Origin of the sequence: Hyphomonas sp. GM-8P (assembly GCF_003263315.1) — a bacterium.
In the GTDB taxonomy this organism is placed as follows: domain Bacteria; phylum Pseudomonadota; class Alphaproteobacteria; order Caulobacterales; family Hyphomonadaceae; genus Hyphomonas.
This window is the reverse complement of sequence record NZ_AWFE01000062.1, coordinates 38,653-62,881: the sequence shown is the minus strand read 5'-3', so window position 1 is coordinate 62,881 and position 24,229 is coordinate 38,653. Positions and strand designations below refer to the sequence as shown.

Sequence of the window (24,229 nt, the reverse complement as noted above, 5' to 3'; positions counted from 1 at the left end):
ACGCTGAGGTCAGACAGCCGGGTCGCTGGAGTGCGTCCACTTCGGCGGCTTCGCAGTTTCGCGTCCCAGGCTTGCGCCAGGTGCAAGGCGTTCTGGACCGTGCCGGTGGTAACGGGCGCCTTTCAAAAACAGCTTGAACGCTTCCCAATGGATTCCTGCGATGACGCCCAGCGTCATGAACGGAAATTTTGCCAATAATCCAAGCGTGGTTCTTGTCGTGACTGGCTTTGCCTTCCCGGCGAGATGCGCGGACATCCGATCCATTCCGCTGTCACGATAGGATATCGAGAGCGCGACTTTGTCGGATGGTGGCCGGACAGTAAATTCGTAGCGGCCGCGCTGATCGAAGAAGGGAGAGACATAGAAGGCCTTGTCGCACTCATGCCGGCAAAGCCCGTCACTCAGGTCTGCCGCACAAAGATAAAAATGCCGCTCACCGAAGGTGTTGCCGACTTCATAGAGCACATGATGTACCTCCCCTGCCTGATCGTAGAGAAAATAGACCGAGACGGGATTGAACACATAGCCGAACATCCGCGGTAGAGTCAGGAGTTCAATTCTGGACACATCTTCCTGGACACCCTGGAGGGCGACGAATGTACGAACCCAGGTCCCCAAGTCCTCAGTATCGCCATCTCCATGATCCCGCGGGTCGAAACTTATCAGGCCGCGCTTGCCAATATTGAAGAAGCGCGCCAGACGTCCCGCTTCCTCCAGCCGGTCCAGATCAAGCAGGAGATAGGCAATCCGGTAGCGCAAAACATGCGAGACCTCACCGAACCGCCTGTGACTCACCTGCCCCGTATAGTATTGCGCCGGTTGTTTCACGCAGGCACCCTTCCGGCGTCCGCACGCGAAAGGCGCTCTTGCCGGTAATCGAAAGCCCAGGGCCGTTTCCAGTCGCTCAGCAGTTCAGCGACCGCCAGGCCGGACTGGATTCCATCCTCATGGAAACCGTACCCTTGCCACGCCCCGCAATACCATGTGCCGCGGCGGCCCTGGATGGACCAGATTTCCCGCTGCGCATCCATGGCAGGACCATCGAAGACAGGATGGTTGTAAACGAACTCCCGCTCTACCTTCTCTGGGGCAGGCTCCTGTTCCGGATTTAGCGTGACAAAATAATCCGTGTTGGTCTCGATCCGCTGCAAGCTGTTCATCCAGTAAGTCACCGACAGCTCAAGAGAGTCGCTTCGCTTGGCGCGATAATTCCAGGCCGCCCACGCCGCACGCCGCTCAGGCATCAGGCTCTTGTCGCGGTGAAGGATAACGCGGTTCGGCTGAGTTCTGAAACGAGACAGAATACCGGCCTCCGTTTCGTCGGCGTCTTCCAGCAGCGCGAAAGCGTCGGGTGCGTGGCAGGCAAAAACGATTTCATCGAAGTCTTCATGCGCCCCTGTCTCGAAATCGATTCGGACGCCACTCCCGGTCCGCTTCACAGAGCGAATGCCTGCGCTACAGCGAATGCGATCCGCAAACCCCTTTGTCAGCGGCTCCAGATAAGACGCACTGCCGCCATCGACGGATTGCCACGGGAACTGCGGGCGGACGCTGACCAGGCCATGATTGACGAAGAAGCGAGCGAGACTTGCCGCCGGAAAATCCATGATCATCGAAACCGGACAGGACCAGATCGCCGCCGCCATGGGCAAAAGGTGATAGTCCACGAAAGCGCGGCCATAACGTTCCTCGGCCACATACTCCCCAATCGACCGGCCCCGTTCGCATTTTGCCAGTTCGTATGACGCCGCATGAAAGCGCAAAATATCCTTCAGCATCAAATAGAAGCGCGGGCTGGCCATGTTCCGGCGCCAGGCAAACAGCCCTTCCATGCCATGGCTGGCATATTCCATACGCTCATCCGGAATGGAGACCGAAAAGTTCATTTGGGTGGGATTGGCGCGCACTCCCAGATGTTCAAACAGTGCCGTGAGGTTCGGATAATTTGGTTCGTTGAAAACGATGAACCCGGTATCCACGGGAACTGGTCCCTCCGGTGCATCCACAATCACTGTCGCCGTATGACCACCTATCCGGTCCGCCTTCTCAAACACTGTGATGTCACAGGTGTTCTGAAGGGCCCATGCAGCGGAAAGGCCTGAAATGCCTGTTCCAATGATAGCGACTTTGGGGCGGCGGCCTTCTGATGTGTCCGCAGTATGGCGGCTGGCAGGTGCGGCGACATCAAATGGCATGGGCGTTCTCCGATTTACTCCAAGAGATACGCAGCAGCGCGCCTGCCGGATTGAATGATCCAGTCAGCCGGCATTTGCGTAAAAGCAACAAAGGAGTCGATAATGCGATTTGTGACGTCCGCTCAGTCAGGAACCATTGATGGCATCAAGTCGAAAAGCCCGGCCAAAGTGAGCGCCCTTCCTGGCCGCTCCGCTCTGGATAGCGAGTTGATGTCACGCGTGGTCACTTCTGCTGACCGCGAGGCATTCAACACGCTCGCCGTTCATTACGGCCCTCGCCTCAAGGCTTGGCTAATGCACCGCGGCGAAGGCGATTCAACCTCCGAAGATATCGTGCAGGATGTCCTGACGGCGGTCTGGCAGAAGGCGGCGAGCTACGACAGTACGAAGGCCAGTTTTTCAACATGGGTCTACCGGATGACACGCAATCGCTGGATCGACCACAAACGGAAGCACGACCGGCTGCAGCCGACTGCGCCTCAAGACATGATCGAGTTGGCTGACGCGCCTCAAGATTCGCCACACGCCGGGCTCGAAGAAGCCGAGGCCGCGCAAGCCGTGAGGGATGCACTTGCGACCCTGCCGCCAGAACAAAAGCAAATGCTTTACCTCGCCTTTTTTGAGGGCCTCTCCCACAGCGCCATCGCAGAACGCACCGGCATAGCCATCGGAACAGTGAAAAGCCGGATCCGGGCGCCCTTGAAGAAACTGAGAACGACACTTGAAGCCTATCGAAAGGATGAACCATGAGCTCGGCACACTCCCTGCCGGTCACGGTTGATGACGACTGGCTGGCCATGCAGTCAGCGGGATCGCTCTCGCCGTTCAAGCAACTTCTGCTGACCTGTCAGGCAGACATCAATCCGCATGTTCGGGAAGCCTTTATAACCGATGACCATGTGGCGGGCGTGCTTTTGGAAAGCGCGAAGCCTGCAGTGATGTCAGATGATTTCCTTTCCCGCCTGAATGCTCGTCTAGATACAGAGGAAGCTGCCGAAACCGCTGTTCATGCAGCTTCGACCGGCACCCACGAAGAAGACAGTCAGCCTGAATGGATGCCCTCACCGCTTGCTGATTACATCCGGCGATCCGGCCGCCGCCTCAAATGGCGAAGTGCGGGCCTGGGCGTTCAGCAGGCACGGCTTGGCCGGAACAATCGGGGCGAACGGCTTTATCTCTTGCGCGCACGGCCAGGCCTTCCAGTGCCGCGTCACTCCCACAGCGGACAGGAATGGACGCTGGTTCTTGCGGGCGGATACAAGTCCGGTTCACAGCAATTTGGTCCCGGTGACCTTCACCAGGAAGACGAAGGCTGCATGCATGATCTGCGGATCGATGATGACGGCCCGTGCATTTCCCTCATTGTCGACGAAGGAAAGCTGAGGTTTGCGAATCCTCTGTTGCGTCTGTTTCAGCCCGTACTTGGAATCTGACCCGACAGTACCACAGGCATTTTAGCCTGATCGTATTCTGTTCAAATTGAATCGATCAAGTGACCTGGTTTGCGTTCCACACCCGCTGGAAATTCCCGCCGAGAAACGCAGCCAGTTCCATTTCGCTCATGCCTTTTCGGCTGAGCAGCGCCACCAGGTCCGGCAGGCGCCTGTAGTCGTCGAATACGGGCTTGTAGTTCGCATCCATGTCGGACCCGAGGCAGACATGTTCGATCCCGACCATGTCCACTAACTGGAAAATCCGGTCGGCGAAGCCGGCAAGATCCCCAATTTCGATCCCTGTCGGCCATGCCCCGATGATGCCCCCTGAATCAGCGGCCGCTTTTGCCAGTTCAAGCGAAATGAAGCGCGGATGATAGGAATGGGCCGAACTGATATGCGTATGCGTGAACATGACCGGCCGAGTACTGAGTTCCAAAGCCCGAAACGCCCCGGCTTCGGCCATGTGTGACAGGTCGATCACCATTCCCAGCTGGTTCATCTCCCGAACGATTGCATCGCCTTCAGAGGTCAGGCCATCATGAACCGGTTCATTGGTCATGGCGTCAGCAAGACCGTTCGTCCGGTAATGAACCAGTGTGATGGATCTGACGCCGTCCTGGTAGGCCTCACGCACGCGCTGCGTTGAGCCCTCCAGAAAGTCTCCGCCCTCCACCGTCCAGATTGCACCAGGCCGGCCGGAGGCCCGCGCTGAATCCAGCGCACCGGGTGCCAGCATTTCCGAGACGAGCCCCTGCTCCACAAGCCTCTTGAGATTACCGATCTGGATCTTGTAGCTCTGCCAGGCCTCTCCTTCCTCGAAAGGTCGTCGGGCTTCGAGACCCTTCCCTTTCGCAAGGTTCAGAACATTGAAGTCCGACACTGCAGCAAAACAAGCCGCCGCCAAGTGGCCTTCGCGCATATCGCCGATTGTCCGGCGTTCGAAGCCGGACTGAGCCTTGTAGACTTTCAGAAGCGGTGCGAGGCCCGAGGCTCCGCGGGCAAAAGTCCGTCCGGGGTGGGCATGACTGTCGATCGCCGGATACTTGTCCAGCAGCGCGATCGCGTTTGCTCTCTCTTCCTCGGAAACCTCAAAACCAAGAGGCGCCGGCGCAGGCCGCTTGTTCAGCCAGTAAGCGCCGTACGCCACGCCGGCGCCAGCGACCAGTCCGCCGCCGATCAGGGCGCGCCGCGTCAGTTTTCCCATTTGCTCTTCCCTCCTTCCGGGTAATGCGATCCTAGGACGCCGCGGACAGGGCCGCGAATTCCGCCATGGCTTCATCTGCGGTCAGCGCGAAGCCGTAGGACGCGAGCTTTCCAATGGTCGCGTCGTAGGATTCAAGGTGGTAGGTCGTCGTCGCATCGCGAACCACGCGGGTGATGTAGCCATAGTCGAGAGCCACACGGGTTGTGGTTTCCACGCACTCATCCGTCAGGAAGCCCACGACGATCAGGTGCTCAATCCCCATATTGCGTAGCGTTGTGTCGAGGCTTGTGCCTGTGAACGCACCACTGGCTGTCTTGGTGATGACGATTTCATCGGCATTCGGTTTGGTCGGCTCGAGGAACTGGGCCGCTGGGCTGTCGGGCGGGAAGCACCAGCCGAGGCGGCTATGTAGCTGGCTAGTGTCGCGTCCCTTATCTGACAGGGTCTGGATTTTCACATGGATCGGCGGGATTCCAGTCGATCTGGCCGCGTTCAGGACACGTGCAGCCTGGACTACTGCGGCATTAAACCGGGCTTCATAATCACTTAGAGCTGCCCGGGCAGCATCTTCAGGCAGGCCTGCCGCAACAGCATTTTTAAGATGGTAAGATGGCTCCGCCAGATGCTGGATATCGATCAGAAGCAATGCAGTATTGTCCAGCGTGGCGGCCGGCGGCGCTTTCGCATTCACGAAGGAAGTGGCAAGCACCTCATTGATCCCGATGGTCGGCTGGGTTGTTGTGGTCATGCTGAATCTCACTCAGGGCTGATTGCGGATTATTTGAACGGATCGCCTACGGCTGTTTCAATGGCGTGAATTCCGTCTTCACTCAGCACGGCGCGCAGGCTGATCTTGAAGAGCCGGGCAACGACGTCTTCCTGCCCGATCAGGGTCGGAGCGACATAGCGAAGCTGATCGGCGGTATAGAGGTTCGCAATGCCGAACGCAGCTGCCTGCAGGGCGGCAAGCACGAGGTCCTTTTCGACATCAATAAAGTAATTTGCGCCGAAACACTCGGTGACCAGATCATCCATCAACTGGATCGTTTTGTGCCGCTGCGCCTGATAGGTTTCCGAAGAGAGGATCTCCTCAGTTTCCATGCTTTTCATCAACAGGAAATAACCGGGATGGGAGCGGGCGAAGTGAACATAGGCGTAACCGACGGCCAGCAGCCGCGAGAGCGTCATGCTACCCGCCTGTTCGAGCGCATAAGTGCGATAGTTTTCCTGCAGCACGTACCCTGCGATCGCCGTTTCGACGAGCAGGTCCTGCTTGCTCTCAAAATGCCGGTAGATTGCCGGAACGGATGTCCCAACCATCTCGCCAACTTCTTTTAACTGGAAGTCCAGCGAGTGGCTTTTCGCAATCAGCCCGGCAACGGCCTCGATGATCGCATTCCGCAGATCGCCATGGTGGTATCCCGCCTTTTTGCGGACGCGGCTGGTCGATGTTTTCAAGCCACCTGCCATTCGCTGCAATTCCCCGGACCGCCGTCACCATGACGCGTTGACACATTAATGTTAATTCAATTAACTTCTTCGGGCAAGGCTTGGAAGTGCCTGCTTGCGCGCAGGTACCGGGGTTTACCCCAAGCCCGACATCCGAATTTAAAGGGAAGAACAAGATGAAGACGTCTAAACTGCTGATGGGCGCAAGTTGCCTGATTCTGGCAGCCGCTCCATGGGCCGCCGCCTCCGCCCAAACGCAAGCTGAGGGCGAAACGGCCGACACGGTTGAAACAACCAGCCCGGTGCAGGAAGACGACGTGAAGGTCTATGAAGGCATCGTCGTTACGGCGACCCGCCGCGCCGAAAAACTTTCGGAAGTGCCGATCGCCATGTCCGTCTTCGGCGACGACAATATTGACCAAACCAGCGTCCGCGAACTGTCGGAAATCTCCGGATACATTCCGAACGTTTCAATCTCGGGACACAACGACTTCCGGTCTGTCATCACGATCCGCGGCGTCGGCTCGGCCTCCCGCAACATTGGCTTTGACAGCCGCGTCGGCGTTTATGTCGATGGCGTTTACATGGGTCAGTCCCCGGCCGTGAACCAGGAACTGCTTGATCTGGAACGTGTTGAAGTGCTGCGCGGCCCGCAAGGCATGCTGTTCGGCAAAAACACCGTGGCTGGCGCTGTCAGCCTGGTGACCAAAAAGCCGGAAGACCGCTTCTTCGGCAAGCTCAGCGCCAATGTCGGCAACTACAACCTGCGTGAATTCCAAGGCATGCTGAACGTGCCGATTTCCGAGAAGGTCGCCGCAAAAGTCTCGATCTCCAAGACCGACCGCGACGGCTATATCGACAACATCACGACCGGCAACGAACTCGACACCAAGGACGTGCTGGCCTACCGCGCCCAGCTGCGCATCACACCGAGCGACCAGTTCGAAATCAATCTCGCTTATGATGGCCTGTCGGCTGACAACAAAATCCTGGTCGGCGAACCTCTGACGGACCCGTACGGCGTCATGATCACGCCGTTTGCCCCGGAACCGCGCAAGGTCGCTTTCGACTTCGACCCGACCGAAGAACGTGACGTTTCCGGCGCGATGATGGACCTGACCTATGAGTTCCAGAACGGCTTCACGGCGAAGTCGATCACCGGCTACCGTAACACGGATGCGTCCTACTCAAACGCCACCGACTATGCGCCTATCTCGATCGTCTATGTCGATTATGGTGATGAATTCAAACAGACGACCCAGGAGTTCCAGCTGATCTCCCCGTCTGACAGCGCCTTCACCTACATGGGCGGTCTCTACTACTACAAGCAAGATGCCGACACGGTCCGGGATGTGACCCTCGGCGATAATTTCCTCGAAGGTTTCATTCAGCCGGTCATTGCGCCCAGCGTGGCCCCTCTCCTGAATCTGGATCCGGCGACCCTGACACCGGCACAGCTGGCATTCATCTCCTCGCTGGTTGGCTTCGGCCCGCTCGGCTCGAAAGTCACCAACAGCGGGAGTGTCGAAACGGAAAGTTTCGCCGCTTACTTCAATGGGTCTTACGACTTCAATGACCGCTGGACCCTCGGTTTCGGCGTGCGCTACAGCACGGAAGACAAGAGCGTGAACTGGCTGCTTGATGGCCGGAATTCGGGCGTCTTTGGTATTGGTTCCACCAATGTGGCACCCGGTGACACCACGACCGCTCCGACACCGCTGCTCAATGACCGCAGCGACAGCTTCCTGTCACCGGCAATCAGCCTCAGCTATGCCGTGACCGACCAGAGCAACCTCTACGCCAAATACTCATCCGGCTATAAAAGCGGCGGCTTCAACCTCGACTACATCAACGAGGACGAACTGGCGGCAAACTCCGGTCTGGAATTCGGCAAGGAAACCGTGGATGCTTACGAAGTCGGCCTTAAGAATACCTTCATGAATGGCCGCTTCACACTGAACCTTGCAGCCTTCTACTCCGAATACAGCGACTATCAGGTGAACCAGTTTGTTGACCTTGGCCAAGGCCGGACATCGATCCGTATCACCAACGCAGCAAAAGTTATCACCCAGGGTCTGGAAGCAGAATTCAACCTTCAGGCTACGGATCACCTGTCCTTGCAAGGCTCCGCTGGTTACCTGGATGCCACGTTCGACTCCTTCCCGGGCGGCGGCACTGCAGGTTCGGATGCTTCCGGAAACGATCTGATCAACGCGCCTGAATGGAGCGCCTCTCTTGGCGCGGTCTATACGCGGGATATCCCGTCGATTGACTCGACTCTTCTGACGCGCCTCGACATGACCTATTCGGATGGCTATTTCACCACCGCTGACAACATCAAGACGCAAACGCTTGCTTCCACCCAGGTGGTGCCGTTCGGCTATATCGACTCGATGACTCAGCTGAACGGCCGCATCGGTCTCATGAGCAATGATGGCCGTTACGAAGCCTATCTGTGGGGCCGCAACCTCACCGACGAAGATGGTCTGGTGGATGACTTCCGCGATTTCTTCGGAACGCTGGTAAACCACCCGAACATCGGGCGGACCTACGGCGCTGAACTGGTTGTGAACTTCTAATTCACCTGCTCTGACTCGATACCGGGAAGGATCCGCATCATGCCCCCTGTTGATGTGGAACTTTCCCGGTATTTTTCTGCCAGCTACAAAGAAGGACGCCAGAAGTTCTTCGAGTTCTGCCAGCGCCACGGCCTGGAGATCCAGAGCCATGTGCATCCAACCCTGAAGGGGCCCTCGGCCGAAGACCTTTCCATTGATGCCGTGTGGTATGGATCGCGCGATGCCAAGCGCGTCCTCGTCTTCAGCTGCGGCACACACGGACTGGAAGCTGCTGCTGGGGCAGCCACTATCCTTCGCTGGCTCGACAGGGGTGGCCCCGGGCAACTGCCAGAGGACATGGCCGCTCTGCTTATCCATGCCATCAATCCCTATGGGTGGGCCTGGGCGCACAGGATCAATGAAAACGGAATTGATCTGAACAGAAACTTTCCGGACCGGGGGAAGCCACTTCCGCCAAATCCGGACTATGTGGACATTCACGAACTCCTGCTTGCGGCCACCATGGACGATGAAGGGCTCGACAGATTCGTGCAGGGCTTTCACGCACTGACGGAGAGCAAGGGCATGAATGCCGCTCTGACCGGTATTACATCTGGCCAGTTCAACCATCCGGACGGGCTCAGCTTTGGCGGTACAGCGCTTAGCTGGTCAGGCGAAACCCTTTTTGCGATCGCCCGCGCCCATCTCGGCCAGGCAGAACGAATCCTGCACATCGACTGGCACACCGGCATCGGCGAATACGGACAAGCCCATTTCATTCTGGATGAGCCGAAAACATCAGATACGTATAGCCTACTCTCTGCCTGGTGGCCGGACCACGCCATCCATTGTGACGACGTGGTCGACGGCGTTTCCATTTTCTACAACGGGCTGTTGCTGGAAGGCTTGCGAGCCGAGATCCAGAAGTTCAATCCTGCTAAATTGGTGAACCTGACGATCGAATGGGGTACCTATGAGGTCGAGAAAATGCTGCTGGCCCTGGTAATGGACAATTGGCTGATGCACCGATCAGGCAAGGCTGATCCGGCGCAGGTGGACGCTGTGCGGAACGAACTGGTCGAACGCTTTTATCCAAAGGCAGCGGATTGGCGCTTCAATGTCATCCGCATATCCGACGAGATCCATGATCAGGCGGTCGCCGGGCTGAAAAGCTGGGACTGATGCCCAAGAAAAAGGGCGAAGCGATCTGAACCGCCTCGCCCTAATCTGTTTGACAGATGCTTCAGATGAGCGATGGAGGCGCCCCGGAGCCGGGGCGCCGTCCTCCAATCATGCACCCACGATGGCCGGGAGCGCTTTGCAGAAACGTTCCACGTCTTCGATCTTGCCGGTCGAGACACGCGTCCAGTCGACATAATCCATGTATTGTCCGCGGACTGATATTTTCTGCTCAGCGAACGCTTTCTGGACGTCGTTGGCTGCCTTGCCGGATTTGAAGAAGACGAAATTCGTCTGCGACGGCAGGTATTCGAGGCCGAGCGTGTCTAGCGTGGTCGTGATCATTTCACGAGCTTCTTTGACCTTCGCCTTGGAATAAGCCAGGAATTCCTCGTCATTGTAGCAACCGATGGCCGCTGCATACGACGTGCACGGCGACCAGGACATGGCCGTTGCCTGAATCTTCTGGGCAACTTCCGGCGAAGAGATCGTGTAGCCCATGCGGATACCGGCCATGCCGTAGATCTTCGAGAAGGTCCGAGACACGATCACATTCGGATTGTCCTTGATCAGGCCGATGCAGGTGTTTCCTTCCGGATCGTCGGCCAGTTCCATATAGGCTTCATCGACCAGAACCATCGTCTTGGAAGCCATGCGAGTCACAGCGGCTTTCAGCGTCGCCGCGTCTGCCACGAGGCCAGTCGGGTTGTTCGGATTGCAGAGCTGGACGAGGCCGGTTTCGGTCGTGACCTTCGCCTCAATACCTTCGAGGTCGGTTGTCATGTCCGCTTTCAGCGGCACACGGTCAATGGTCGCCATGCCGAGACGGGCGGCATAGAGGGCCGTCGTATCCCAGAACAGACGCGGCGCAACGATCGGGCCATTCGGACCATAGATCATTGCTATCGCCGACAGCGCTTCGCCCGAGCCGGTGGTCAGCGCAATCTGCTCCGGCGCGACGCCGTTCTTTTCGGCAATCATCGTTGCCAGCTGTTTCACCGCATCCTGCGAAGCATAATAGGCGCCTTTCGAACCGGCATATTCGATCATTTTCAGCGCGGACGGTGACGGGCCGTAAGGGTTCTCGTTGCGCGAAAGAAGCGCCACGCCTTCCGGCGGACCGAGGAGGTAGGGGTTTTCAACAGCGACCTTCTCAGGCGGGAAGGCTGCCTCTGTGGTTTCCGCGATCGCGGATGCGCCCGACGCGCAGGCTGTTGCGCCTGCTACACCGAGGCCGGTCGCGCCAGCCAGAAGAAAACGTCTGGAAATATCGTAAGCCATATTCTGAATTACCTGTAGCCTTTGGGTTGAAAAGAAACTGAATCCTTGAGGTCCGCTTGATTGCGAATGGCAGCATCATCCTGTCCGACTATTGTACAGGACTATGCCGGATGTTGCGACCGAAGGGGTAGCAATTGCCGTTGTGGCGCTTGCGACGTTGAATTGGTGGGCAGCTTTGGTGCTCAAGAGGGCAGTCAGGAAAGAAATTGTCACGCCTGCCGCCGCGGCAATTGCATAGATCTCGAGCGAATACTCGAGAAGGAGATTCGCTGGCGCAATGTGCGAAAACACGAAGACTATGGCGCCGCACAAAGCAGCAGGAACCAAAACACTCCGAAAGGTTGATCCCTCGAAGACAAGAAGCGGTTCGCGGACGGCGGATGCGTGCCGCAATTTATTGCCAGACATTCTGATCTGCGTTTCCTGATTGAGGCTTGTCAAAGCGCCTCTTCCCGAAGATGCAAGGAGGGGTAGCGATACCCCTCCCCGCGAAAATGTCGCCCGCCCCGATCACGAGGCGGGCGGATTTCATGCCGACCTAGAAGTTGGCCTGCAGTTTGACGTAGTAATAGCCACCCTGCCAGTCGATGATGTCACCGGAGCGATAGATCCGGCCACAGCAGCTGTCGCCGAGTTCCGCTTCATCCGGATACTGGTCGAAGGCATTACGCGCACCGAGCGAGATCTTCACCGCTTCAGAAGCCTGGAAGGATCCCTCAAGGTCCACCTGAACCTTCGCGCCATAATCCTGATAGCGCAGCGGAGCGTTCGAACCGTCAGAGTTCGTCGACTCACCGTAATAGTTAGCGCGTGCCAGGAAGCTGTACGGGCCGACGTCATGCGTCACAGAGAACACGCCGCGCCATTTCGGATCGTAGTTCACGAAGTCATACTGGTCTTCATCGTTAAACAGGCTACCAACATCGCTGTCGAACTCGGTCTTGTTGTAGTTCACAGATGCGGTGAACTTGGTCGAAGACCCGTTTGCCCAATCTTTGGAGTAGGTACCGACCACGTCGACACCCTTTGTGCTCGTGTCGAATGCGTTGGTGAAGTAGAACACGCCACCGATCGATTCAGCACCGACAACCCCAGCACCGACAAGGGCGAGATAGTTGTCATACGCGGTTCCGGATGTCGGATCCGTTGACACATCCTGCGTCGAGATCGCGTTCACACGATCTTCCAGGTCGATCTGGTAGAAGTCGACCGTCAGCGAGAAGGCATCATAGGAAGACGTGAAGCCCAGCGTGTAGTTGGTGGACTTCTCTGGCTTAAGCGGTTCGGCACCCAGTGCGCCAGCGATCGGACCGCCTGCCGGGAACAGACCGGTTGCAACCGGGAAGCCATTCGGGAGGCGGGTCGACACGTTGGTTGTACCTTGCTGACCCGGTGTCGGAGCGCGGAAGCCCGTACCGACTGACCCGCGCACCGCGAAAGCCGGCGTGAATTCGTAACGGCCAGCCAGTTTCCAGACCAGTTCGGAGTCGAAGTCCGAATAGTCCTCAAAGCGCAGAGCACCTTGCAGGAACAGGGAGTCGGTTACGTCAGCACTCAGATCACCATAGATGGCGTAGGAGTCGCGGGTATATTCACCAGAGAACTCCGGTGAGTAGCCCGGGAAGCCGTTCGAACCCACACCGAGCGCCGTGTAGACGGGATCGGAGGAGTCAGCGCAATCCAGTGTGGAGCCGTTCGCGATGACGGCTGCACCTGCAGCGGTCGGCGCACCTGCGTCACAGAAACCGTACGGATCCGGAAGCGAGTAAGGCCCATCGATGTAGGACTCGTAGTTTCCACCAACGAGCTCGTAGGATTCGTCCAGGTAGCTGGCACCGAAAGCGAAAAGCAGCGGGCTGGCCAGACCGGTTTCAAATTCCTTCGAGAAGTCGGCCTGCAGTTGCATTTCTTCGTTGATCAGGTCACCCGGATGGAAGCTCGTCGGTGACATTTCTCCGAGCGACGGGTTGACCGTGTTCTTTAGCGTATACTTGATCTCGTTATGACCAAGACGGCCGCTGAAATCATAGGTGATACCGTTGTCCCACTCGCCACGCACACCACCGACACCGGAATAGTCGATGACGTTACCGAAGAAGCGCGGGGTAAAGCCGCCCGGGAAGAGGTAAAGCGACGACCAGAGCGAACCATCCTCAAGGCGAATGTTTTCGATCGTGCCGTTACCTGGATAACGATAGAAGAAGCTGCCGTCAGCTTCTGAGTTCGAGTAGTTGCCGAACCCGTAAAGCTCGAATGCACCAAAGTCATAGCCAGCATTCACAAAGGTACGGAACGCTTTGGCGTTTGGCTGACCCCAAGGCTGAACCACGCCAGAACCGGAATAGTCAGCGCTGTCGAGGCCGGCGATGAAGGAGTCCAGATCGAACCCGGCGATAGAAGTATCACCTGGAGCAAAGTCCGGGCTGTTCACGTCCACACAGACCCAGCTTTCACAATATTGTTCGCCGCGAACGGTCATATCCGCTTTTGAGTATTCGGCCGAAACGTTGACGAAGCCATTGTCGCCAAGCGCAAGACCGAAGTTGCCAGCAAGGGTCGTGTTGAAGCCGTCGCCCTCATAGTACTGACCGAAGTCTGCGCTGATGGAACCACCTTCCGGCGAGTCCTTCAGGATGAAGTTGATAACGCCGGCAATGGCATCCGAACCGTACTGGGCTGCAGCGCCATCGCGCAGAACCTCAACACTCTTAAGAGCGATAGCCGGGATGGTTGCGATATCCGGACCCTGCGTACCGGAACCGCCGATCTGCACCAAAGCGGCGCGGTGACGGCGCTTGGAGTTGACCAGAACAAGCGTCTTGTCGGTCGGCATGCCACGTAGTGTGGCCGGGCGGATGAATGTGCCGCCATCCGAAATCGGCTGACGTGCCAGCGAGTAAGACGGAACCAGCGTCTTGATGATATCGTTGGCGTCCGTGAACGGCACGTCGGATATTTCGTCCGAGCTAAGAACATCTACCGGAACCGGAGAATCCATGACGGACCGCGCTTTACCCCGCAAGCCGGTGATGATGACTTTTTCCTGGACGGAAGTTTCGTCTGCTGCCGGTTCATCGTCAGGCTCTGCATAAGCCACCCCCCCGGTGACCACCATTCCAACGACCGCGGACGATACGGCACATTTCAAGAAAGAACTAAATCGCACTTTGTATTCCCTTTCCGCAGCGGAACCAACACTCACAATTGAGGTTCCGTCTGCCCCCTGTTGTCGAGCACACACCAGCTTCCCCCATTGGGCAGAACGCCCAAGGCACTGATATCCTGAGGTGTTAAGTCGGCCCGCCGTTGAGCCACATACGTCAGCAGACTGCTCAAAATGCCTCCGTTGGCATTCAGTTCCTGCTGACTTGCCTATCAAGCTGTCCTGCGCCCCCGCGAATGCCAATTCGAAACGTGTCGCCGGTGATGCTGAATCGTTAACCCGTCTCGCTTTTGTGCACCGCACACCAAACAACGCCCAAAGTCTCAGCACTCAGAATGCAGAAATCAGGCTCCAGAAGATCAGAGGTTTCATGGAAAAATCGCGAAGATTGCGAGAATGTTTTCTGCGATCTCCCGCAGTGGTTTTCCCTGAGTCATGGCCATGCGGCGCATGGAATCATAGACTTCCTGCTCCGCGAGACCGCTCTTCGTCATCAACAGACCCTTGGCCCGCTCAATTGTCTTGCGGGCTGCGAGGTCTTCCTGCGTTTTCTGCAACTGATCCTGCAGGGACAACGTCAACGCATGACGCTCCTCTGCCACATTCAGGATTGCAGGCACGCGTTCTGGCTCCAGTCCATCGACTATGAATGCACTGACGCCGAGCTTCAGCGCCCTGCTCATCTCTTCCCGGGATCCCTGATCGACGAACACGAGGACCGGCACAGAGCGGAACCTGCGCATCGTCAGAAGTTCTGTCAGCAATTCCAGATCTGCAGTTGGCGAGGCGATAAGAATTGCCCGCGCGCCCATCAGTCTCAACCGCCGGGTCTGCCAGTCCGCCTGCCCCGTGATTTCGGTGTGATGCGGCTGGTCACCCAGCCCATTTGAGATCTGCCTGGCCCGCGCTTCATCGCTGGCAAGCACCAGGATCTGCCCACCCCAACTCCCCATTTCAGACACGGAAATGGATTGCTGTTGCTCTTCCAGCAAGACTGTACTGCGGGGATTCTCGGCAGCCATTTCGGTCGGGGCTCTCTGCAAAACATTCAAACCATTGATGTCAATTGATTTTTGAGAACAACCGCGCCGAGTCCAAACAGCCAGGATGAAGTTGGCATGTCAGATTGCCGCATCTGATTATTCCTGTTTCGCGATTGACCAAATACTCGGCACGAAAGGCTGCATTTACCCCCCCCGTCTTTGTTGGAGCATTGTCCAGTTTCAGGGCAACCATGATTGCGTCAGGTCAAAATCGCTGAATCAGCGAGCATTCCACTGGGCGACGCTATGCTCTGAAGGTCACGCCTTGACCCTTTAAAGGCAGAGCTCAACAGTCGCTTACGGGAACGCTTACGCATCGAGGAAATCATGAAACGTAGAGACTTTCTGGCGACAGGGACAGGCCTCGGCATCGCTGCCCTCACGGGGTGTACAACGACCACTACGGGATTTGCTCCCGCACCAGTGACCGGCGATGCGTTGGTCCAGTCCATCGATGCACCGATGCGGCCCATAAAATCCTCCATGAGCCGCGTGACTCGCACAATTGTCGGTCTTCGCCCCTTCCGAAAACCCGGTCCCCGGCTGGAAGCAGTGAAGATCGGTTCCAAGGATGTCGTGCACAATTACGGCCACGGCGGAGGCGGTGTCTCCCTTTCCTGGGGCGTTGCAGAACTGGCAGCGGCACTCGTCAAAAAGACGCACAGCGACAAGGTCGCCGTTCTGGGATCCGGATCTGTTGGCTTGTCGACAGCCATTCTTCTCCAACGTGCCGGCATAGATGTAACGATCTACGCCAAGGATTTCCCGCCTTACACGACCTCGAACGTTGCGGGCGCCATGTGGCACCCTGTGACCCTGTTTGAGAATGATCAGGTCTCCCAGGAAACCCTGGCCATGCTGGATCTCGCCTCCCGGATCGCCTTCAACCGGTTCATCCGCTTTGCCAATGATCCGAAATACGGCGTTTACTGGATCCGCCAGTATTCATTGAGCGACCGGCCCATGAGCACGATCCGCCCGTATGTGGGCGGCGACGCACTCTATCCTGGGCTCAAGCGCAACCAGCCCGGCGGTCCGTTCGGCTTCCCTTATTACGACGGGTACTACACGCTGATGATCGATCCGGACATTTACCTGCGTGCACTGGTAAATGATTTCCTCGCGGCCGGCGGCAAGATGAAGGAAATGGCGTTCGAGACCGAGGGCGACCTCGAAAAGCTGCCAGAGTCCAGTATCGTGAACTGCATGGGACTTGGTTCCGGCAAGGTGTTCGGAGACGAAAGCATCATTCCGGCGCGCGGCCAGCTTAGCTTCCTGTTGCCTCAGAACGACATCGATTATGGCTATGCCGGATCAACAGATGACTATGGCCTGCTTTATTCGTTCCCCAGGAAGACAGGCATTCTCTTGGGCGGATCAGTCGATAAGGGCGATTGGAGCCTTGAGCCTCGAGCGGACGAAATCCGCCGCATGGTCGAAGGACACGCCTACCTGGCTTCCAAGCTGGCTTAGCCACCAAGCAGCTTCACTTAGCTTACATCCATGACCTGGTCTTCGTTCTGAAGGCCCGGTCTTTTTGCGCGCAGTATCAGACAAACTTCCCCACCCGCTTTCCGTCTCTTTGACGCGACCGGTCAAAACTGTGTCGTCCGCCGTCAATACCGGCGCAGCTCCGAGGAGTAGTCAAGATTCAGCTCACTTCTGAAGGGCAAGGCAACTCCAAACCGATGCCTCTCCCCAAGGAAAAGCGGAACCCAAAACGACTCTCATGGAGACCATCATGTTTACCTCCCGCCTCCCACTGAAACTCGCCCTGGCATCGGCCGGACTGGCCGGCCTGCTGTTCGCCCAGCAAACCGCCAGCGCTGAAACCGCCCGCGCCGCAACCGCAAAAATGCCGCCGGTCAATGACGGCCTTCCCATGCCAGGCTTCACAATCGATCCGGCAACGACTGCAATCGTCATCACCGATCCGCAAAATGACTTCCTGTCACCGGAAGGCGTGACCTGGGGCGTTGTTGGCCAGAGCATCTCCGAGAACGGCACGGTCGAAAACCTCGAGGCGCTCTTCAAAGTTGCCGATGAGACCGGCATGCCCGTTTTCGTGTCGCCGCACTTCTATTTCGAACACGATCACAAATGGGAATTCGAAGGCACGCTTGAAACACTGATGCACAGCATCGGCATGTTCGACCGTCCGCACGCCCTGACCCTGGAAGGATTTGAAGGGTCCGGCGCCGATTGGCTCGATCGCTACAAACCCTACATCAACAACGGCAAGACGGTCGTCACCAGCCCACACAAAGTCTACGGCCCGGAAACCAATGACCTCGTCCTTCAGCTTCGCAAGGCAGGCATTTCGAAAGTCATCCTCGGCGGCATGTCGTCGAACCTCTGCACGGAATCCCACATGCGCGAACTGATCGAGCAGGGCTTCGAAGTGATGGTGGTAACCGATGCGACCGCAGGCGCGATCACTCCGCTTTACAACGGCTATGATGCGTCCCTGACCAACTTCCGGATGATCGCCAGCTCAGTCGACAACACGGCAAACACCGTGAAAGCGATCAAGGCTGCTCACGGAAAGTAATCTCCTCCCGATCCACGTCTCACCCACGTGGATGCCCCGCAGCCCGGCTGGTGGCTCCCCCCCTCTCTCCCCCACCAGCCGGGCCCTTTGGGGCCGCTATAGAATGCGCACCCGCCCTACAGATTCTCAGGAAGCACGACATGTTGCAGCAAGAACTCCTTTTCTCGCCGGAGCCAGAAATCGTCCCAGCACATGTCTTCTGCCTACTGATCTTCCAAGTCAGTCTGAAGTTCACTGTCCAAGAGACTTCTGACGTCCATCGCCTGCCGGACGCCTCCCCGGTCCGGCAGGCACCTTCCCCACCGAGCCTGTGGCTCCAACCTCCCAAAAAGGAAATTGAAATGTCCCGTACAATCACACTCTCCACCATGGTGATGGCCGCAGCAATCGCTACTGCCATGCCAGCTGCCGCCGAAGACGAGTACAACGTGTCGACCGGCATCACGACGGCGGGCGTACCGCTGGGCCTTCATGGCGTCGATGCTGTCGCGCTGACTACGCTGAACGCCGTTGCCGAAGGTGACGCACAATACACTGTCGTTGAAGACGGCGTGGCCTACTACTTCGCCTCCGAAGACTCCGCGAACAAGTTCAAAGCCAACCCGGCGATGTATGCACCTCAATATGGCGGCTTTTGCGCCTATGCGGTTGCTCTTGGCAAGAAGTTCGACGGTGACCCACAATATGCCGACATCGTGGATGGCAAGCTCTACCTGTTCGTGAATGCGGAGATCTTCGAAAAGTACAAGAAGGACTCCAAGCGTATTCTGGCCAAGGCCGAACGCACCTGGCCGCGCATCGAACACAAAGCCGTCGGCGACCTGTAAGCTCGTACGCGGGCGGCTGGTAACTGCTTCCAGCCGCTCATGCTTTCCTCCCGGAACACAAAGAGACAACAAACATGAGACCGCCCCTCCCGCCATTCACCGCTGAAACCGCAACGGAAAAAGTCCGCCTTGCAGAAGACGGCTGGAACAGCCGCAACCCAGAAAAAGTCTCTCTCGCCTACACGGAAGACAGCGCCTGGCGGAACCGCAGCCAGTTCATCACGGGGCGTGCCGAAATCGTCCGCTTCCTTACGGAGAAGTGGCAAAAGGAACAGGAATACCGCCTGATCAAGGAACTGTTCGCCTTTTCCGGCAATCGCATTGCCGTCCGCTATGCTTACGAATTCCATGACGCGAGCGGCCAATGGCATCGTGCCTATGGCAATGAGAACTGGGAGTTTGACGCAGAGGGCCTGATGCAGAAGCGCTATGCCAGCATCAATGATCTGAAGATCAGCGAAGCACAGCGTCTCTTTCACTGGCCGCAGGGCCGGCGCCCAGACGATCATCCAGATCTCAGCGAACTGGGCCTCTGACCGGGATCAGGCGTCCTCCAGAACCGGCGCCACCTCTGCCGGTGCCAACCGGATCAGGTAATCGAATGCGGAGAGGGCCGCCTTGGCCCCTTCGCCCATCGATATGACGATCTGCTTGTAGGGCGTCGTCGTCGCATCACCGGCCGCGAAGACGCCCGGAAGTGACGTCTGGGCCCGCATGTCCGTCACGATCTCTCCACGCTCGCTCAGTTCGATGCTGCCGCGCAGCCATTCCGTATTCGGCACAAGGCCGATCTGCACGAAGATACCTTCCAGCGCAACTTCGTGCAGTTCTTCGGTGTTTCGGTTCTTGTAGACCAGACCTTTCACCTTGGCCCCATCGCCGAGGACCTCAGTCGTCATGGCCGACGTAATGATGGTGACATTCGGCAGGCTGCGCAGCTTGTTCTGAAGCACCGCATCAGCGCGCAGCTGCGTATCAAACTCGATCAGCGTCACATGGGCAACGAGCCCCGCAAGATCGATGGCGGCCTCCACGCCGGAATTACCGCCGCCGATGACCGAGACACGCTTGCCTTTGAAAAGTGGACCATCGCAGTGCGGACAGTAGGCAACTCCCTTGTTGCGGTACTCTTCCTCACCCGGCACGCCCATCTGGCGCCAACGCGCACCGGGGGCGAGGATCAGGCTGCGGGTCTTCAGGCTCGCGCCATTCTCCAGCACGACTTCATGCAGACCGCCTTCATCTTTCGCCGGAACAAGCTTCGAGGCCGTCTGGAGGTTCATCACATCGATGTCGTATTCCTTGATGTGCGCCTCCATCGCCGTGGCCAGCTTCGGCCCTTCCGTATACGGCACCGAGATCAGGTTCTCGATGCCCATCGTGTCCAGCACCTGCCCGCCAAGCCGTTCTGCGGCGATACCCGTGCGGATGCCCTTGCGGGCCGCGTAGATCGCGCCAGCTGCGCCGGCTGGACCGCCGCCGACAACCAGCACGTCAAACGGCTCTTTCTGCGAAATCTTTGCGGCCGTCTTTTCCTGCGCGCCAGTGTCCAGCTTCGCGAGGATCTGTTCGACCTCCATACGGCCGGACCCGAAGACTTCGCCGTTCAGGTACACAGTCGGCACAGCCATCACCTGGCGTGCATCGACCTCTTCCTTGAATAGCGCGCCGTCAATCGCAGTATGACGGATGTTCGGATTGAGAACCGCCATCATGTTCAGCGCCTGAACCACGTCCGGGCAGTTCTGGCAGGACAGAGAGAAATAGGTTTCGAACTCAAACGGGCCATCGAGCGATTTGACCTGCTCGATGACCTCCGGCGCCACCTTGGGCGGATGTCCGCCGACCTGCAGCAGCGCGAGAACGAGCGATGTAAATTCATGGCCGAGCGGCAGGCCGGCAAAGCGCAGGCTAATGTCCGCCTCAGGCGTGGTGATAGCGAAGGACGGTGCGCGCGCATCGTCGCCGCGCTTCCAGTTGACCTTGTCGGAGAGCCCTGAGATTTCCTGCAGGAGTTCTTCCAGGTCTCGGCTGCCTTTGGTGTCATCCAAGGCTGCCACGAGTTCTACCGGGCGCCGGATGTTTTCCATATAGGCTTTGAGCTGGGTCTTCAGATTGGCATCCAACATGCGTCATCTCCTGCGAAGAGCGAGGCCGCACTGACTGGCAGCGCGATGTTCTGCGGGGAAAGGGAAAGCCGGCCGGCTGTGACACGCACAGCCAGCCGAAAAATGGAAAGCGGTCAGCTTAGATCTTGCCGACGAGTTCCAGCGACGGGGCGAGGGTTTCCGAACCTTCTTCCCATTTCGCCGGGCAGACCTGACCCGGGTTCGCGCGGACGTACTGGGCCGCTTTGACCTTGCGGACGAGTTCAGCCGCATTGCGGCCCACGCCTTCGCAGGTCACTTCGATCACCTGGATCACACCGTCCGGGTCGACCACGAAGGTTCCGCGGTCAGCCAGGCCCATGTCTTCGCGCATATTGTCGAAGTTGCGGGTGATGGCGCCAGTCGGGTCGCCCAGCATGTAGTATTCGATCTTGCCGATGGCCGGCGAGGTCTCGTGCCAGGCCTTGTGGCTGAAGTGGGTATCAGTCGAGACTGCGAAGACTTCCACGCCCATGCTCTGCAGAGTTGCATACTCGGACTGCAGGTCTTCCAGTTCGGTCGGGCAGACGAAGGTGAAGTCTGCCGGGTAGAAGAAGAAGATTGCCCATTTGCCCTTCACGTCGGCTTCGCTGACCGACACGAATTTGCCTTGCTTGAACGCTTCGGCCTTGAAGGGCTTAATTTCAGTATTGATGAGGGACATTGTGGCTCCGTCTTGTTGTTGCTTGCCGGGACAGACCCAATACCCGTCCCATATGGCTTGCCAATAAATTGTGGTGGGACATATCGCGCGCTTGTTTTTAATTGTTGCGCGCCGCATCCCGCGACTGACGTTTCCTTCGCCCTGAACCTGTTTCTATAATCATTCTAAATTTGGAAACAAGGGCAGACCCGCCAGCGTCTGCAGCCATTCCACAAGTCACTGCATTTTCTGGACTTATTCGGCCGAACTGCCCCACTCATACGCGCTGTGTCAGCTGGTTCTCGTCTCCCAGCCGAGCCGAACACGCCTCCGGTCTAGCGGAGAATCGGACTGCCGCTTCGGGGCAGCATTCCCTCCCTCGTGATTATGCCACACGGGGGCTCCGCCCCACCGGTCAAAGCTGATTGAAATTTGGTCCGTTCCAAACAATGGGCCGATTCGCCCCAGTTTTTCCTTTACCTGCGCCCCCGGTCACCTACGACGAAAGGAAAAATGGAGGGTATTATGGAGGGAGCGACCCGTCGGTCTGCATTGGCGCTCATCGGGGCAACGGCTGGCAGCGCTGCGCTGTATGCCGCGATGAAGTCCATTCGACACGTCCAGCCGTCATCATATAAAGGCCCCATCAGGCTCGATGGAGATCCGAAAGGCGCGAAAGTCCTCATTCTCGGCGCCGGTCTCGCGGGCATGGTCGCAGCATTGGAACTTCGATCCGCAGGCTATGACGTCGAGGTATTGGAGTATCGCGAGAAAGCCGGCGGCCGTTGCTGGACGCTGCGCGGCGGTGACACCTACACCGAGCTCGGCGGCGCGAGCCAGAAGGTTTCCTTCAAAGGCGATAACTATATCAATCCGGGGCCCTGGCGGATTCCTTATGACCATCACGGCGTGCTGGACTACTGCCAGCGTCTAGGCGTCCAGCTGGAACCTTTCATCCAGCAAAACCACAACGCCTATATCCACAATAGCAAAGCGTTTGGCGGCAAGCCGCAACGTTTCAAACACATCGCCACGGACTATCGTGGCCAGACTTCGGAATTGCTTGCCAAGGCGGTCGACCAGAATCGTCTGGATGACATGCTGACGTCGGAAGACCGGGAAGCGCTGATTGAATCGCTCCGGGCGACCGGGGCACTGGACGACACCAATTCGTATAAGGCCGGGGACCTGACCAGCCGGTATCGCGGTTTTGGCAAACCGCCGGGCGCCGGCTTCAATGGCGCGCCATCCGCTTCGGATCCGATCAGCCTGTCCGAAATCCTTCAATCCGGCATGTGGGGCCGGCTGGCCGACGCAGACCTGCTGGATCACCAAATGCCGATGTTCCAACCGGTTGGCGGCATGGACATGATCGCGCAGGCATTTGCACGGGAAGTGGGTGACCTGATCCGCTTCAATTCCAAAGTCGTTTCGCTGCAACAGGACGATGATGGCGTGAAAGTCGCCTACGAAGACACTCGCACAGGCGACACACTGACAGCTCAAGCGGACTGGTGTGTTTGTACCGTACCATTCTCGATCCTTGGCCAGATGGATCACAATCTGTCACCGGAACTCACGGCGGCGGTGAACAACGTCTTCTATCGCGGATCCGCCAAATGGGGCCTCGAATTCAAACGCCGGTTCTGGGAGCAGGATGAACATATCTATGGCGGGATCAGCTATACCGATCTTCCCATTGAAATGATCTCTTACCCCTCAACAGGCCTCTTCACCAAGGGCCCGGCCGTCTTGCTGGGCGGCTACACATGGGATGACGCGCAGGCATACGAGTTCAACGCCATGCAACCGGAAGACAGGATCAAATGGGCACTTGAATTCGGGTCGAAACTCCATCCGCAATATCTTGAAGAATTCAAGACCGGCGTCAGCGTCGTCTGGCACAAGGTGCCATGGGTGCTCGGCTGCTTCGGTATCTGGCGGGACAAGGAAGCTCACTACGCAAATGCGGTGAAGATCGACAACCGTGTTGTCTGCGCCGGCGAGCACGTGTCTTATCTCGGTGCCTGGCTGGAAGGCGCAATTGAATCTTCACTCGACGCGATTGGCCGTCTGCATGACAAGGTGATCAACGGATGAGACATCAAGCCCGATTCCCCCGCACCGCGCTGACCGTTCTCGCTTTCTCGGCCGTTGCCCTCAACATGCAGGCCGATCAAGGCATCCCTGAAATTACAAGCTTCGAACCGACGCCACTTGAGAAGAAAATATTCGACGGCCCGGGCGTCACTGTGACCAGCGGCGAAGAGATTTACTCCACGCTCTGTGCGGGCTGCCATATGCCAAAAGGTGAAGGCGCAGTTGGCGGTGGCATGTACCCCGCCCTCGCGGGGAATGATAAGCTTGAGTATCCGGATTATGCTGTCTTCATCGTCCTGAACGGGTACAAAGCAATGCCATCATTCGCCCACACGCTTTCCGACGAGCAGGTTGCCGCGGTCGTCAATTACCTGCAGTCCGGACTGGGTGAAAATTCTTATGAACCGGCCGCAACTGTCGAACAGGTCGAGCTAAGCCGGCCTCAATAATCTG

20 protein-coding genes are annotated in these 24,229 nt (G+C 57.7%); 10 read left to right on the top strand and 10 right to left on the bottom strand.

Annotated elements, in window-relative coordinates:
• Positions 1-9: 9 nt before the first annotated feature.
• Both HY26_RS07545 and HY26_RS07540 read right to left on the bottom strand, forming a co-directional pair.
• Positions 10-828, bottom strand: a complete 819-nt coding sequence (locus HY26_RS07545) for a DUF1365 domain-containing protein (protein ID WP_158531446.1) — start codon at positions 826-828, stop codon at positions 10-12.
• Positions 825-2,195 (bottom strand): NAD(P)/FAD-dependent oxidoreductase, encoded by a 1,371-nt coding sequence (locus tag HY26_RS07540; protein WP_112073275.1) that lies wholly within the window; start codon positions 2,193-2,195, stop codon positions 825-827. The genes HY26_RS07545 and HY26_RS07540 overlap by 4 nt, the downstream gene beginning before the upstream one ends.
• Before the next feature lie 54 nt (positions 2,196-2,249).
• Between HY26_RS07540 and HY26_RS07535 the strand changes: the two genes are divergently transcribed.
• Both HY26_RS07535 and HY26_RS07530 read left to right on the top strand, forming a co-directional pair.
• Positions 2,250-2,945 (top strand): sigma-70 family RNA polymerase sigma factor, encoded by a 696-nt coding sequence (locus HY26_RS07535; protein WP_112073274.1) that lies wholly within the window; start codon positions 2,250-2,252, stop codon positions 2,943-2,945.
• A complete protein-coding gene (locus HY26_RS07530; protein WP_112073273.1) occupies positions 2,942-3,628 on the top strand; it encodes a cupin domain-containing protein in 687 nt (228 codons plus the stop codon). Before HY26_RS07535 ends, HY26_RS07530 begins: the two co-directional genes overlap by 4 nt.
• A 55-nt stretch (positions 3,629-3,683) precedes the next feature.
• Here HY26_RS07530 and HY26_RS07525 read toward each other — a convergent pair whose 3' ends face one another.
• Genes HY26_RS07525 through HY26_RS07515 form a run of 3 tightly spaced genes read right to left on the bottom strand, consistent with a single transcriptional unit; the run spans position 3,684 to position 6,305 of the window.
• Positions 3,684-4,835, bottom strand: a complete 1,152-nt coding sequence (locus HY26_RS07525; protein ID WP_158531445.1) for a dipeptidase — start codon at positions 4,833-4,835, stop codon at positions 3,684-3,686.
• A 31-nt stretch (positions 4,836-4,866) separates the two neighbouring features.
• Positions 4,867-5,583, bottom strand: a complete 717-nt coding sequence (locus tag HY26_RS07520) for a cysteine hydrolase family protein (RefSeq protein WP_112073271.1) — start codon at positions 5,581-5,583, stop codon at positions 4,867-4,869.
• A 29-nt stretch (positions 5,584-5,612) separates the two neighbouring features.
• Positions 5,613-6,305 carry a TetR/AcrR family transcriptional regulator gene (locus HY26_RS07515; protein WP_051600069.1) on the bottom strand — a complete coding sequence of 231 codons (693 nt, stop codon included), beginning with the start codon at positions 6,303-6,305 and terminating at the stop codon, positions 5,613-5,615.
• A 155-nt stretch (positions 6,306-6,460) separates the two neighbouring features.
• On the opposite strand from HY26_RS07515, the gene HY26_RS07510 reads away from it, so the two are divergent.
• Positions 6,461-8,863: a TonB-dependent receptor gene (locus HY26_RS07510; protein ID WP_112073270.1), complete on the top strand. Its 2,403-nt coding sequence runs from the start codon at positions 6,461-6,463 to the stop codon at positions 8,861-8,863.
• A gap of 39 nt (positions 8,864-8,902) precedes the next feature.
• Positions 8,903-10,024: a DUF2817 domain-containing protein gene (locus tag HY26_RS07505; protein WP_112073269.1), complete on the top strand. Its 1,122-nt coding sequence runs from the start codon at positions 8,903-8,905 to the stop codon at positions 10,022-10,024.
• A gap of 108 nt (positions 10,025-10,132) precedes the next feature.
• Here the strand turns inward: HY26_RS07505 and HY26_RS07500 are convergent, their stop codons facing one another.
• From HY26_RS07500 to HY26_RS07485, 3 genes are all read right to left on the bottom strand, one after another.
• Positions 10,133-11,302, bottom strand: coding sequence for a histidinol-phosphate transaminase (locus tag HY26_RS07500; protein ID WP_034767178.1), 1,170 nt, complete (start codon positions 11,300-11,302; stop codon positions 10,133-10,135).
• A 538-nt stretch (positions 11,303-11,840) separates the two neighbouring features.
• Complete coding sequence (locus HY26_RS07490) at positions 11,841-14,417, bottom strand: TonB-dependent siderophore receptor (protein WP_112073267.1); 2,577 nt, start codon at positions 14,415-14,417, stop codon at positions 11,841-11,843.
• Positions 14,418-14,833: 416 nt separating this feature from the next.
• Positions 14,834-15,487: an ANTAR domain-containing response regulator gene (locus HY26_RS07485; RefSeq protein WP_051600072.1), complete on the bottom strand. Its 654-nt coding sequence runs from the start codon at positions 15,485-15,487 to the stop codon at positions 14,834-14,836.
• Positions 15,488-15,835: 348 nt separating this feature from the next.
• Here HY26_RS07485 and HY26_RS07480 point away from each other — a divergent pair, with 348 nt between their 5' ends.
• The 4 genes from HY26_RS07480 to HY26_RS07465 all read left to right on the top strand — a co-directional run bounded on the left by HY26_RS07480 (position 15,836) and on the right by HY26_RS07465 (position 19,422).
• Positions 15,836-16,981, top strand: coding sequence for an FAD-dependent oxidoreductase (locus HY26_RS07480; protein WP_112073266.1), 1,146 nt, complete (start codon positions 15,836-15,838; stop codon positions 16,979-16,981).
• A gap of 268 nt (positions 16,982-17,249) precedes the next feature.
• A complete protein-coding gene (locus HY26_RS07475) occupies positions 17,250-18,059 on the top strand; it encodes an isochorismatase family protein (RefSeq protein ID WP_233351561.1) in 810 nt (269 codons plus the stop codon).
• 341 nt (positions 18,060-18,400) lie between these two features.
• Entirely contained in the window at positions 18,401-18,886 is a 486-nt protein-coding gene (locus tag HY26_RS07470; RefSeq protein ID WP_112073285.1) for a YHS domain-containing (seleno)protein, read from the top strand.
• Positions 18,887-18,960: 74 nt separating this feature from the next.
• A complete protein-coding gene (locus HY26_RS07465; RefSeq protein WP_112073265.1) occupies positions 18,961-19,422 on the top strand; it encodes a nuclear transport factor 2 family protein in 462 nt (153 codons plus the stop codon).
• A 6-nt stretch (positions 19,423-19,428) separates the two neighbouring features.
• Here HY26_RS07465 and ahpF read toward each other — a convergent pair whose 3' ends face one another.
• Together ahpF and ahpC are read right to left on the bottom strand one after the other, a co-directional pair.
• A complete protein-coding gene (gene ahpF / locus HY26_RS07460) occupies positions 19,429-21,015 on the bottom strand; it encodes an alkyl hydroperoxide reductase subunit F (RefSeq protein ID WP_112073264.1) in 1,587 nt (528 codons plus the stop codon).
• A gap of 118 nt (positions 21,016-21,133) precedes the next feature.
• Positions 21,134-21,697: an alkyl hydroperoxide reductase subunit C gene (ahpC, locus tag HY26_RS07455; RefSeq protein ID WP_034767190.1), complete on the bottom strand. Its 564-nt coding sequence runs from the start codon at positions 21,695-21,697 to the stop codon at positions 21,134-21,136.
• Between the two features lie 504 nt (positions 21,698-22,201).
• Between ahpC and HY26_RS07450 the strand changes: the two genes are divergently transcribed.
• Complete coding sequence (locus HY26_RS07450) at positions 22,202-23,776, top strand: flavin monoamine oxidase family protein (protein ID WP_034767192.1); 1,575 nt, start codon at positions 22,202-22,204, stop codon at positions 23,774-23,776.
• A 65-nt stretch (positions 23,777-23,841) separates the two neighbouring features.
• Positions 23,842-24,225 (top strand): cytochrome c, encoded by a 384-nt coding sequence (locus HY26_RS07445; RefSeq protein ID WP_158531444.1) that lies wholly within the window; start codon positions 23,842-23,844, stop codon positions 24,223-24,225.
• Positions 24,226-24,229: the final 4 nt, after the last annotated feature.

Bases quoted from the DNA above. Each gene is read 5' to 3' on its own strand.
- HY26_RS07475 (WP_233351561.1), top strand. From the start codon at position 17,250: ATGTTTACCTCCCGCCTCCCACTGAAACTCGCCCTGGCATCGGCCGGA.
- HY26_RS07490 (WP_112073267.1), bottom strand. From the start codon at position 14,417: ATGGTGGTCACCGGGGGGGTGGCTTATGCAGAGCCTGACGATGAACCG.
- HY26_RS07505 (WP_112073269.1), top strand. From the start codon at position 8,903: ATGCCCCCTGTTGATGTGGAACTTTCCCGGTATTTTTCTGCCAGCTAC.
- HY26_RS07450 (WP_034767192.1), top strand. From the start codon at position 22,202: ATGGAGGGAGCGACCCGTCGGTCTGCATTGGCGCTCATCGGGGCAACG.
- HY26_RS07535 (WP_112073274.1), top strand. From the start codon at position 2,250: ATGATCCAGTCAGCCGGCATTTGCGTAAAAGCAACAAAGGAGTCGATA.
- HY26_RS07525 (WP_158531445.1), bottom strand. From the start codon at position 4,835: ATGGGAAAACTGACGCGGCGCGCCCTGATCGGCGGCGGACTGGTCGCT.
- HY26_RS07445 (WP_158531444.1), top strand. From the start codon at position 23,842: ATGCAGGCCGATCAAGGCATCCCTGAAATTACAAGCTTCGAACCGACG.
- HY26_RS07515 (WP_051600069.1), bottom strand. From the start codon at position 6,305: ATGGCAGGTGGCTTGAAAACATCGACCAGCCGCGTCCGCAAAAAGGCG.
- HY26_RS07485 (WP_051600072.1), bottom strand. From the start codon at position 15,487: ATGGCTGCCGAGAATCCCCGCAGTACAGTCTTGCTGGAAGAGCAACAG.
- ahpC (WP_034767190.1), bottom strand. From the start codon at position 21,697: ATGTCCCTCATCAATACTGAAATTAAGCCCTTCAAGGCCGAAGCGTTC.
- HY26_RS07510 (WP_112073270.1), top strand. From the start codon at position 6,461: ATGAAGACGTCTAAACTGCTGATGGGCGCAAGTTGCCTGATTCTGGCA.
- HY26_RS07520 (WP_112073271.1), bottom strand. From the start codon at position 5,583: ATGACCACAACAACCCAGCCGACCATCGGGATCAATGAGGTGCTTGCC.
- HY26_RS07465 (WP_112073265.1), top strand. From the start codon at position 18,961: ATGAGACCGCCCCTCCCGCCATTCACCGCTGAAACCGCAACGGAAAAA.
- HY26_RS07480 (WP_112073266.1), top strand. From the start codon at position 15,836: ATGAAACGTAGAGACTTTCTGGCGACAGGGACAGGCCTCGGCATCGCT.
- HY26_RS07500 (WP_034767178.1), bottom strand. From the start codon at position 11,302: ATGGCTTACGATATTTCCAGACGTTTTCTTCTGGCTGGCGCGACCGGC.
- HY26_RS07470 (WP_112073285.1), top strand. From the start codon at position 18,401: ATGTCCCGTACAATCACACTCTCCACCATGGTGATGGCCGCAGCAATC.
- HY26_RS07530 (WP_112073273.1), top strand. From the start codon at position 2,942: ATGAGCTCGGCACACTCCCTGCCGGTCACGGTTGATGACGACTGGCTG.
- ahpF (WP_112073264.1), bottom strand. From the start codon at position 21,015: ATGTTGGATGCCAATCTGAAGACCCAGCTCAAAGCCTATATGGAAAAC.
- HY26_RS07540 (WP_112073275.1), bottom strand. From the start codon at position 2,195: ATGCCATTTGATGTCGCCGCACCTGCCAGCCGCCATACTGCGGACACA.